We start from the raw sequence: 10,071 nt of genomic DNA on the forward strand, positions 1-10,071 counted from the left end.
CCGTGGGCGGGGTGACGGCCTCGGCAAGGAGCACCTCGGCGCGGGTGTTGCAGCCGTCGGTGGGGTTGGCGCCGGCGTTCCAGTGGCGGAAGGCGCTGCGGGTGTAGCCGTCGCGGGACTCGGCGCCCAGCGGCAGCGCGGAGACCGCTGCGCCGATCGGCAGCACGGTCGGCTCGGCCGCCCGGGCGTGGGCGGCCGGGGTGGTGACTGCGAGCGGGGCGAGGGTGAGGGAGAGCGCGGCCAGGCCGCGCATCAGGTTCTTGATCACGCACGCCGTGATAGCGGCTGATGGCCCCTCACCCGGCCCGGCCCGCTCCATGATCAGTCCTGGGGGTGAACAGGTTCACCGCAGAAACGGTTGCTCCAATACCCCCAGTCGCATCACCCGGCCACCAGCAGCAGACGCCGGTGACAGGGCACCCGGCATCCGGCCGGCCATGCGACCGGCGGGCTCGGATGCGCACCAACGCCGAGATGCGGCGGACCCCAACAAAGGGGTTCGACCGCGACATGCAGCCCGCGCCGTCAACGACGCGGTGCGCCATCACCCGCCGCTGACGTCAGCGCACAGGGGCGGCCAGGGCGACCTCGACACCGGACCCGGCATGCGAATGCGGCGTAACACCCGACGCAGACCCGATCAGGCATGCGTCCCGTTCAGTCGAGGAGGTCGTACGCGCCCGGCTCCCAGTCGACGAACAGCGTCAGCGCCTTCTCGGTCTCGGTGCGCTCCGGTTCGGTGGCGGTGGCCGGCCACCAGTTCTCGACCCGGTGAGCGTCCACGAGAACACCCCCGCGGTACCCGTCGAAGTCGCCGGGATCTTCCGCGACACCGATGTGGATGGGCGCGTCATCGGGAAGGTCCCTCAAGGCGTCGCGGAGCTGCGCGGCGTTCCAGATCTGCGGGGTGTGCTCGAAGATTTCGGTCATGGGCGCAGACTCCCGGAGCGGGATCTCCCGGCAGGGGAGGCGCGGCTGTGCCCCCGGGCCAGAGCACTGGTTCGGGGGCACAGAGGGCCGGGGTGAAAAGCTGATCACCGGTGGGTGGTGGATCAGACCCGGCCGGTGCACACCGTACTGTCAGCTCGCGGCGGTCAGATCCCCAGGTCGGGAAGCCAGCGGCGGGGCGGGGAGCAGACACCGGTCAGCGCCCCGCGGCCCTGTCTCCCCGGATTCGAAATCGAACACGCATACCATTCGGGTATGGTCGAAACACCCTTCCCTGATGATCTTCGCGCTGCTCAGGTCCGCCTGCACCAAGCCACCGCAGAGCTCGCCGCGCTCGGGCGCACCCTGCCCTGGTCCGTGGAGCCGCACGACGGGTGGCCGGGGAAGGAGCATTCGCACACCGGTGAGGTCACGGGCGGCCGGCCGCCGTCGCCCGGCTGGACGGACGAGCAGAAGGCCGCCGTCGACGGGCTCCGCCAGGAGTGCCTGGCCCTGTCGGAGACCGTCAGCACTCACCCGTACTGGGCGGACTTCACCGGCGGGGCCCTGGTGGACCGGCGGATGGAACTGAAGGCGGTCACACGACCGGAGGCCGTTCCGGCAGCCGAGACCACCCCCGCGGCCTGACCCGATGGCCCTGCCCGCCCCCACCGGTACGCCGGCCCTTGGCGCTGTACGGGCAGGCCCCGGAAGAGCCCATCGGGTCATGGCCACCGCGGGCGTCTGTACCCTGCACACCCGTCCCGACCGCGCAGCCCGACGGCACGTTTTGTGGGCAGCATCCGCGTCGTCCTCGCCATGAATACCGGGGTGCCCCCGCACCGGCGGGGTTGTCTTTGAACCGTGTGCTGATCAAGCCAACTCGTGCGAACGCAGGCGAGGGAGCGATCACCACTGCGAAGATCAGGGGCTGCCAGCGGAAGTTCCTCCGGGCGTGGAGGGACGCCTGAGTCCCGGAACGGTGGGGAGAGGGGAAGAGGTATGAGTGCGCATCGGCCTTCGCCTGATGAGCCGTGGCCGGGCTGGGCGACCAGCCGGGCGGCCCAGGCTGCCTACGGGACGCACCTGGTCCGTATCGGCCAGCTCATCCCGGCCTTGCTGTACACGCACGTCATGGACCGCCAGGACATCGCGGCCGCGCATACCGCCGCCCGCCAGGACCTCGTCGACGCTCAGGTCCGCAGCGTGGCAGCAGAGTGCCGGGACGACCTGCTGGAGGCAGCGGCCGTCCTGGACGCGCTTGCCCTGTGCCACGGACACGGCAGCTACCTGCCCCGCCCCTACCAGGAGACCGGCCACCCGGTGCCGCTGGACGTGGAGCTGCGTACCGACGCCTCGGACATGGCGGACCAGCTCGTGCGCCACGACCGGCACCACGGCACCAGCACCACCGGCGACATCCCCGTCGCGCTGCGGGACGGCTGCACCGACAGCGAGCGGGACATGGTCCGCGCATACGCCCGCCGGGAGTGGATCACCGCACAGGAGAGCTGGCCCGGCATCTGACGCCGGGCCAGCCCCTCCAGGCCGGCGTCGGTCCACAAGCCAAAGAGAGCAGGGAGCAGCACGTTGTCATGGAAAGACGCGGTCCAGCCCGTCCTGCGGATGCTGCTCCAGCCGGAGACCTGGACCGACCCGCACCTGGAAACGCTGCGCCTGGGCGCGGAGCACGAGGACATCGAGGCCGAGGACATCGTGGTGACCCTGTCCGTGGGCGGCGCCCTGGTGACCGGCACCCTGGTCTCCACCGATACCTGGGAGCGCCTGCACCTGCGTCAGCTCGGTGACCATGACGACACTCTGCGCCGGGTCGTGCGCCACGCGATCGGGCACCTGGACGAGGCCGCGGAGAAAGGCCGGCGCCGCCGCGAGGTCGACCCCCGCTTCCTTCACCTGCAGGACGTGACCCACCGCTCCGGCCGGGCCACCCACACCCTGCCGACCTGGCGCGGCCCGATCGCGGCGATCAGCGGCTGGACCCTCGGTGAACCCGAAAAGGACTGATCTGTGGCCGCCGCGCATACCTGTTCCCAGGGGCGGGCGGACCGGAATCCGGAAGACCGGCCGCGCCCCCGACCCGGCCCCTACCGTGATGGCGTGACGCATGATCACCTCACCGCACCCGCCCTCGTGGCGCTGACCGCGCGGGCCGAGTACCACTCCGACTGGCACGTCTACATCGACGACCCCGTCGACGGTCCGCTCGGCTACTGCACCGGCACCGGACCCGACGAACCGTTCGACCCGGCCGCGGCCACCCGGGCCCTGGAGCACGGCGGCGAACCCTGTCGGTTTCCGGCCGTCACGCCGTACCGTCGTCCCGGTCCGGCGCTTCGTCTTGCGGGTGCCGCCCTCGCCGCGGGCCATGGCGGCTTCCCGGGCTTGGTGCAGTGCGACCCGGGCCAGGTCCACTCCGCTGGTGCTGAGTGCTTCGGTCATGACCACACCTGCCTGACGGGAAGGCCGACGCGGATGGCGAGTTGGGCGATCGGGGGAATCGGGTAGCCCTTCGCGCAGATGGCGAGGCACATGTCGGGACGGTCGATGGTCACGAGCTGCAGGTCTCGGGTCTCGACGGCTTTGACGCCGTGGCACTCGTGATCGGCGAGCTCGGCCACAGCGCGGACCGGAGCGCTGGTGCCGGCGGTCGCCGCGGTGTGCTGGGCAGCCCAGTCGGCGACGAACCGGTCAGTGTGAGTCTGCGCGGTGTGCCGCAGGATGACGGGGTGCTCAGGTCCCCAGACCTGGGCGGCGTCGTAGCGGGTTTCCAGCAGAATGTCGGCGAGGACCTGGTGGTCGGTGACGGTGTCGACGGTTGACACAAGAACCTCGACAGGGCGCAGGTGGGTTCTGATCCCCGTCACCCGGGCGGCGGGGACGAGCTCGTTGAGCCGCGTGACGATGTGCTGCGCGAGCAACCGCAGATGTGTCCGGTAGGGCGTCCGAGAGCAGGTCACATGCAGATACCCATGGATGTCGACCCCAGCTACGCGCAGACGCCGCGCAAGGCTCTCGCCGCCCAGCGCCTGCGCCCACAAGTGGGCCATGCTGCCGGTGAGCCATTCCGCAGGACGCAGATCTGGTGTGTCGTGGTCTGCGGCCCGCAGTACGTCGAACCCGTTGCTGACCTCCATGTGGTGTGTCCGAGTACGAGGTGGCGGGTGCCGGACAGGCGCTGCGCCTCGTTGACCAACTGGTTGCTGAACAGACGCCTCGCCGAGGTCTCGCTGTCCTCGGGAACATTGAGCCCAGGCGCCGGACGGGCTGCCAGCACTGGATGGCGGTCAGCAACGGTTGCTGCTTCGTGACTGCAGGGGCGTCGGCAGAGCCGCCCAGCACAGCCGCCAGGTCCCGTCGTCGGCTGGCGGACGATGGTCGGAATGATGGCCGGTTCGTGCTCTGTCCGGCGCTTGTTACAGGTGATGGGCTATGTATGTGTCGGGGATTATCGCGGCCGCTATCGCCGTCATCGGGACGCTGCTTGGTGCGGTCGTCGCGCACCGCCACCAGGAGAAGACCGCAGTCCTGTCTGCAGCCCGAGCCGACCGCGAGCGAAACCACCAGCGCCTCCTTGATGCGTGCGCTGACTTCATCGGCCTCGCAGAAGACTATCGGCGAGCACAGTACGACCGATGGACAAGCCAGCAAGCGGCGGCCGAATCAGAGGCCGCCCTCGCGGCCCGGGCCGAGTCGTATCGGCTCTACGTCGAGGTCCGCAGCAGCACCCTCCGGCTCCGCCTCGTCGCCCATGGCCCGCCTGCGCAGCGCCTCGCCGAGCAGGCTGCGGAGATCCAGGCGAAGACCCGGGAGATCTTCTTCGCTGCCGACAAGGCCGACATGCTCCTCCGGGGCGAGGCAGCGGAGCATGCCTGCGAAGCCTTCGTAGTCCGCGCCAGAGAGGTGCTTTACGGGACGGCCCTCTACTCCTGAAACAGCGAAGCGGCAAGCCGCTTCCTGTAACCGGAACCGAATCAGGGCTACCGCCATCCTCTGGCCAGCTGTTCCCCGACGCTGCTCTTCTTGGGCGGGAGGGGGACAGTCCTGGTTTTGTCGAAGTACCCATAAGCAGCGGGGTTCCCGCCGCTGTTCCTGGATGGCCATGACGCCCTGGCGGCCCGGGCCGGGGTCCCCGGGCCGGGAGCGCCCCGGCGTTTGTAGGTGAGGGCGGCTCGGATACTGGCTTCCAATGTCCCGTCGTGCCCGGTGCGGCGCTGCCGGGTCCGGAGGATTTCCTCCTGGGCGGCGATCTCGGTGAAGACCACCTCGGGTTCGCGGTTCCGGCGAAGGGCCTGGGTCTGGCGGGTGGCGGCTTCGCGGATGAGGAGTGTGAGTCCGGTCTTCGGGGTGCCGCCAGTGGCGTGGTGGGCGGCCAGGGAGGCGAGGTAGCCGGGGTGCCGGGTCCGGGGCTGCCCGGGCCCGACTGTCGGGACCAGGCTCTGCGGTGCGGCCGGGGTGACGGCCTCTGCGGTGAAGCCGGCCTTCCCGGGGCTGGGCGGAAGGATATTCAGGATGTGGATGTTCGCCGTGGGTACCACCGCGGCAGCGGTGGCGATCAGCTTTGGTGCGATCCAGCGGAGCTTGGTGCCGTAGGCGGGGGCTTCGGGGGCGACGTCCAGGCGGCCGGTGCCCGCGTCGAACCTCACGGCCGTCACGTGCCCGGCGAGTTCGGGCGCAGCCGCGGCGAGGATGGTATCGAACTGGGCGAGGACGCTGCCGCCGGCGGCCGGGGCGGCCAGGCCGCGTTCGGTCATCATCTGGCTGATGGCGCTGCCGAGCCCGAGCGGCTCGCGGCCGTCGCGCCGCAGGGCGGTGCCGGTGCGCCGTCCCGGTTTGGTCTTCCGGGCGTGCCCGGTCCGCTGCGCTGCTTCGCGGGCGGCGAGCAGCGCCGGGCGGGCGAGGTCGACACCGGAGGGCTGCGGGGTAATGGTCATCAGGCCACCACCCCGGCGATCTGCTGGACCATGTGCCGTCGGCACAGGCGGCGCAGCGGCAGAGTCTCGCGCGTGCACGGCGCGCCGTGCTCCTGGCCCTGGCAGGTCCGTGGACCGGCCTGTTCGACCGGCTTGACCGGCTCGGCCGTTGCGGGCGCTCCGGTGCGGGGCTCGGTGGACGCCGGAACGACCGTGACGGTCCGGGGCGTGGAGGCGGTGTCCGGGTGGAGCTCCTGGCGGCAGGGCTTGCACAGGCTGTCGTTCAGGGCGGGTCCGGTCATGAAGATCCGCGCGCCACATTTGCCGCACGTTCCTCGCTCCGGGCCCTCCGCGGTCCGCCGGGCCGGGATGTCGGCAGGCCTGGCGGCCGCGGTCTCGAGGTCGCAGTCGGCGCACCGGCCGGACTGGCCCGGGCGGGTGCCGTGCTCAAGGCACAGGCCGGCGGCGGCACGGCGGGCGCGCTCGCGGGCGGCGGCCTTGTCCTGGACGATCTCGGCGCACAGCTCGCAGGCCGTGCGGGTGAGCCAGATGGTGCCGGACTCGCAGTCGGCGTAGCCGGGGCCACAACAAGTGAGGGCTGGTCTCGTAGCCATCGTGCCGACCTTCAGGTGACGTTCTGACACCCTGTTTGAGCCGACCCGTGTGGTCGGCTCGGGCGACCGCTTGAGAGGACACCTCCATGACCGACACCACCACCGAGGACCCGGCTGCCGACCCGACTGGAGGGATCAGCAACGGGCCCCTCAGCGCCCTGCTGGGGAACCTCCTTGACGATGTTGTGAACATTGTCGAGAAGCCCACCACGCGCACTGCCCTCCGCGGCCTCCCTACAGGCTTCCGAGACCTCGACCTCGTAACCGGAGGGCTCACCCCCGGCTCTCTCACCGTCATCGCGTCCCGCCCGCAAGTGGGCCGTACGACGCTCCTCACCGACATCTGCCGGAACACCGCAATCAAGAACAGCACGCCAGCCGCGGTGTACTCCCTCGAGGAGAGCGGCGAGCTCTTCCTCATGCGGATCCTGGCCGCCGAAGCCCGTGTGGCCCGACACCACATCATCTGCGGCCACATGACTGACGAAGACTGGACCCGCGTGGCCCGCCGCGTCCCGGATGTGTCCGCGGCTCCGCTCCACGTGAAGATTCCCGGCCGGCTGACCATGGCCGCCCTCGAAGCCGAAGCCCGCGAACTCGTTGAGGAACACGGAGTCGAGCTCCTCGCCGTCGACGGGATCCAGGACATCCGGCCGGCCAAGCGCAGCGACCTCCGCGAACGCGAAGTCGGTGACGTCGTCCGCGATCTGAAGACCCTCGCCCGGGAGCTGAACATCCCGGTCGTCGCCACCAGCCACCTGAACCGAAACCCCGAACAACGGTACGACCGCCTTCCGAAACTGGACGACCTCCGCGAGTCCGGCGCCATCACGTTTGCCGCGGACACCATCCTGCTGCTGCACCGCGAGGACGCATACGACCTGGATACACCGCGGGCCGGCGAGGCCGACTTCTACGTCGCGAAGCACCGACAGGGCCCCACCTGCGTGATCACCACCGCGTTCCAGGGGCACTACGGGCGGTTCGTTGACATGACGCAGACCTGAACCATGAACCCGCGGTACGTGGCCTCGATGAGTTCACAGCCGCACGGGCGCGAACTCGGTGCCTGGCTGTCGTAGCGTTCGTTGTCCCCGGTCTGGTCCAGGCTGGGGACACGTACCCTCTTGCCCCATTTCCGTAGTTCAGCCCGCATTGTCAGACCCTTCCCGTAGCGTTACGAGTCCTACTCTTGGCGGCTGCGGGGAGCATCGGTGGACGACGACCTTCAGATCGACAGCGACGAGGAGCTCTTCCGTAACCCCGTCTACTACGAACGGGCCGGCTGCAACCTTGATCTGAGCCGCTCCGACCTCGGCGTTCAGCAGGGGGAGGAACTCCTGGGTGAGCTCCTTCGTATGCGAAACCGTGTTCCTGTTGAACGCCGGGGGCTTATCTGCCCCGACTGCCGGGACATCCGGGGGCGGCGTGTCCCCATGTACCTCGTCGAACGCAACGGGGTCTGGCTCGCCTCTCACTACCGGAAGCGTGGCGAGAAGCCCATCAGTCACGAGTCCGACGAGCATCTCGCCCGTAAAGAACGTGTCGCAAAGGACTCCGAAGACCACGGCTTCCAGGCCGACGTCGAGTCGTCGGCAGCCGACGGGCGTGCGCGCCTGGATGTTCGCATCAGCGGTGCTAACGGCATCGTTCTGGGCTACGAACCTCAGCTGAGTACCCAGACCGCCCGCGGAATGCGTGTGCGAGAGAGGTTCCGTCGTAGTGACAACATCCGGTCCGTCTGGGACTTCGCCGACCCGGATCACACAGGAATCGGCACTGTCCCGTACGTTCGCACGCCCAACCTGCCGGCCTCTGTCATCCGCGTGCAGAAGAACCCCATTGCGGTCCGGGATGGCAACTTCGTCCTGGAGGAGGGCCACTGCAGTCCGAGCGGGGCACTCGACCGTTGCCCGGAGAAGTCTTACGACCCGGAGAATCCCACCGCCACGGGGTACTGCGGGGGCTGGCATCGCATTCTCGTCCCTGCTCATCAGTCGAGTGCCTTCAACGGGAACGGCGCCCTGACCCTCACGCAGTTCATCGTGGAAGCTGCGGCTGGAGAGCGGATCCCATTCCAGCGGGGTGGCTTCCACGGGTGGCTTCCCGTGCAGCAGTGGCAGCGGTACCTCGAGGCGAACGGGCCGGACCGGGAGGACGAGGACAAGGAACGTAAGGCATCGGTACGGCAGGGGAATCGGCGCGACAAGTGCACTAAGGACCGCCCGGTTTCTGAGGTTCGGGCCGAACCGAAGCAGAGACGCGAAAGCCGCACGATCATCCTGGAAACCCGCACCCAGGAAGCGGAGGCCGCCGAGGTTGCGGTCGACGCGTCGGGGCAGCCGATTCCCCTCTGCCGCTTCGGCTGCGGCCAGCCCGCAAGCCTGTCAGGACCGGAAGGGCTACCGGAGCATTTCTCGTGCCGCAGGAAGAGCGAGGAGATGCAAAGGATCGCAGGAGAGGTAACGTGACGCCATTTCGAGTCGACGACTATGCGGACACAGGGCTCCTTGGGCCGGCCCTTGTGGTCGGCCCGGGCGCCCGCTTGAGAGGACACCTTCATGACCGACACCACCACCGGCCAGACCGCTGGCACCGATACCGCGGTTTGCGAGTACGTCCGTGCCCTGCTACGTGTCCGCCTTGCCGACGAGCAGGCCCGGCAAGAACGCATCCGTACCCTCGAGAAGGCCGGCCACCGGATCGTCAACGGCGGGCAGACCAGCGGCGGCAGCGACGACGTGCAGGCATGGGAGATCACCGACTGGCGCACCGGCGACCTCATCGTGAACGGCACCGGCGACTACACCGCCTACGACGAAGCTGCGCAACGCCTCGACCCCGACGGTAAATGGCTCCACATCGACAACCTTGACGAGGACGGGACCGAGGTGGAGCCCGTCGGCATCCCCGCCAGCCTCGCCGAAGCGCTGCAGGACTGGCTGGGGTCAGCGCCGGACGAGGACGTAGCGGAGTTCGTCGGGTGGAGCGTGGAGGAAGTCACCCGCCACCGCGAGGAAGCCTGACACTCTGACGGGCGCCGTAGTCCCCAGGTGCAACCACTGAACTGTGATGGGTGTCCATCAGGGCATGACTGCAGTCCCTACCGAACCCGAGTGGCCTTACTGCGGCCGTGGAGCCGACCCGGCGTCCGGTGACCCGTTCGGCTGCCGAGGCCACCGCGTCGACCCGCACGCCACATGCTTGGCCCACCTCACGGATAGCCAGCGGCATGCCTACTTGACCAGCCTAAGGGTTGTCCCGTAACTACTGGTCACGGGTGAGATGATCTTGCTGTGTCTGGTGTGGTCAGGGCGTCGGAGCCCTCCTGGATAGCCCTGTTCACCGGGTTGAGCCCGCGCCAGTTCGGCAAGCTGATCATCGCGCTCCGGCGTGAGGGGGCGGACCCGGTGCGCAAGGGTCGGCCCTGGAGCCTGCCGCTGGAAGACCGCGTGCTCCTGGTCGCCGCATACTGGCGAACGAACCTGACATTGCGCCAACTGACCCCGCTTTTCGGGGTGTCCAAGTCGGCGGCCGACCGCATCATCGACCACCTCGGGCCGCGACTCGCGCTCCAGCAGCGCAAGCGGTTCCGCAAG

At 69.2% G+C, this 10,071-nt stretch carries 13 protein-coding genes and 1 pseudogene; 9 read left to right on the plus strand and 5 right to left on the minus strand.

Annotation, left to right across the window (positions count from 1 at the left end):
* Both ACWCXX_RS39435 and ACWCXX_RS39440 read right to left on the minus strand, forming a co-directional pair.
* Positions 1–268: pseudogene (locus ACWCXX_RS39435) on the minus strand (HNH endonuclease); the annotation flags it as partial.
* A 389-nt stretch (positions 269–657) separates the two neighbouring features.
* Complete coding sequence (locus ACWCXX_RS39440) at positions 658–930, minus strand: DUF6225 family protein (protein ID WP_451135895.1); 273 nt, start codon at positions 928–930, stop codon at positions 658–660.
* Between the two features lie 273 nt (positions 931–1,203).
* Between ACWCXX_RS39440 and ACWCXX_RS39445 the strand changes: the two genes are divergently transcribed.
* The 4 genes from ACWCXX_RS39445 to ACWCXX_RS39460 all read left to right on the plus strand — a co-directional run bounded on the left by ACWCXX_RS39445 (position 1,204) and on the right by ACWCXX_RS39460 (position 3,453).
* Complete coding sequence (locus ACWCXX_RS39445; RefSeq protein WP_451135897.1) at positions 1,204–1,575, plus strand: hypothetical protein; 372 nt, start codon at positions 1,204–1,206, stop codon at positions 1,573–1,575.
* 354 nt (positions 1,576–1,929) lie between these two features.
* Complete coding sequence (locus ACWCXX_RS39450) at positions 1,930–2,454, plus strand: hypothetical protein (RefSeq protein ID WP_451135899.1); 525 nt, start codon at positions 1,930–1,932, stop codon at positions 2,452–2,454.
* A 63-nt stretch (positions 2,455–2,517) separates the two neighbouring features.
* Complete coding sequence (locus ACWCXX_RS39455; RefSeq protein ID WP_451135901.1) at positions 2,518–2,952, plus strand: hypothetical protein; 435 nt, start codon at positions 2,518–2,520, stop codon at positions 2,950–2,952.
* 93 nt (positions 2,953–3,045) lie between these two features.
* Positions 3,046–3,453 (plus strand): hypothetical protein, encoded by a 408-nt coding sequence (locus ACWCXX_RS39460; protein ID WP_451135903.1) that lies wholly within the window; start codon positions 3,046–3,048, stop codon positions 3,451–3,453.
* Here ACWCXX_RS39460 and ACWCXX_RS39465 read toward each other — a convergent pair.
* Positions 3,384–4,082 (minus strand): DciA family protein, encoded by a 699-nt coding sequence (locus ACWCXX_RS39465; RefSeq protein ID WP_451135905.1) that lies wholly within the window; start codon positions 4,080–4,082, stop codon positions 3,384–3,386. The two genes, ACWCXX_RS39460 and ACWCXX_RS39465, sit on opposite strands and share 70 nt — an antisense overlap.
* A gap of 295 nt (positions 4,083–4,377) precedes the next feature.
* Here ACWCXX_RS39465 and ACWCXX_RS39470 point away from each other — a divergent pair, with 295 nt between their 5' ends.
* Positions 4,378–4,878 (plus strand): hypothetical protein, encoded by a 501-nt coding sequence (locus ACWCXX_RS39470; protein ID WP_451135907.1) that lies wholly within the window; start codon positions 4,378–4,380, stop codon positions 4,876–4,878.
* A gap of 47 nt (positions 4,879–4,925) precedes the next feature.
* Here ACWCXX_RS39470 and ACWCXX_RS39475 read toward each other — a convergent pair whose 3' ends face one another.
* Together ACWCXX_RS39475 and ACWCXX_RS39480 are read right to left on the minus strand one after the other, a co-directional pair.
* Positions 4,926–5,879 carry a DUF721 domain-containing protein gene (locus ACWCXX_RS39475; protein WP_451135909.1) on the minus strand — a complete coding sequence of 318 codons (954 nt, stop codon included), beginning with the start codon at positions 5,877–5,879 and terminating at the stop codon, positions 4,926–4,928.
* On the minus strand, positions 5,879–6,472 hold the full coding sequence (locus tag ACWCXX_RS39480) for a hypothetical protein (protein ID WP_451135911.1): 594 nt from the start codon (positions 6,470–6,472) through the stop codon (positions 5,879–5,881). The genes ACWCXX_RS39475 and ACWCXX_RS39480 overlap by 1 nt, the downstream gene beginning before the upstream one ends.
* An 86-nt stretch (positions 6,473–6,558) precedes the next feature.
* Here ACWCXX_RS39480 and ACWCXX_RS39485 point away from each other — a divergent pair, with 86 nt between their 5' ends.
* From ACWCXX_RS39485 to ACWCXX_RS39500, 4 genes are all read left to right on the plus strand, one after another.
* A complete protein-coding gene (locus tag ACWCXX_RS39485; RefSeq protein WP_451135913.1) occupies positions 6,559–7,479 on the plus strand; it encodes a replicative DNA helicase in 921 nt (306 codons plus the stop codon).
* A gap of 207 nt (positions 7,480–7,686) precedes the next feature.
* On the plus strand, positions 7,687–8,943 hold the full coding sequence (locus ACWCXX_RS39490) for a hypothetical protein (protein WP_451135915.1): 1,257 nt from the start codon (positions 7,687–7,689) through the stop codon (positions 8,941–8,943).
* Positions 8,944–9,033: 90 nt separating this feature from the next.
* Entirely contained in the window at positions 9,034–9,498 is a 465-nt protein-coding gene (locus ACWCXX_RS39495) for a hypothetical protein (protein ID WP_451135917.1), read from the plus strand.
* Between the two features lie 270 nt (positions 9,499–9,768).
* The coding region (locus ACWCXX_RS39500; RefSeq protein ID WP_451135919.1) for a helix-turn-helix domain-containing protein at positions 9,769–10,071 on the plus strand (303 nt) is incomplete at its 3' end.

It is taken from the genome of Streptomyces sp. NPDC001732 (assembly GCF_053596315.1).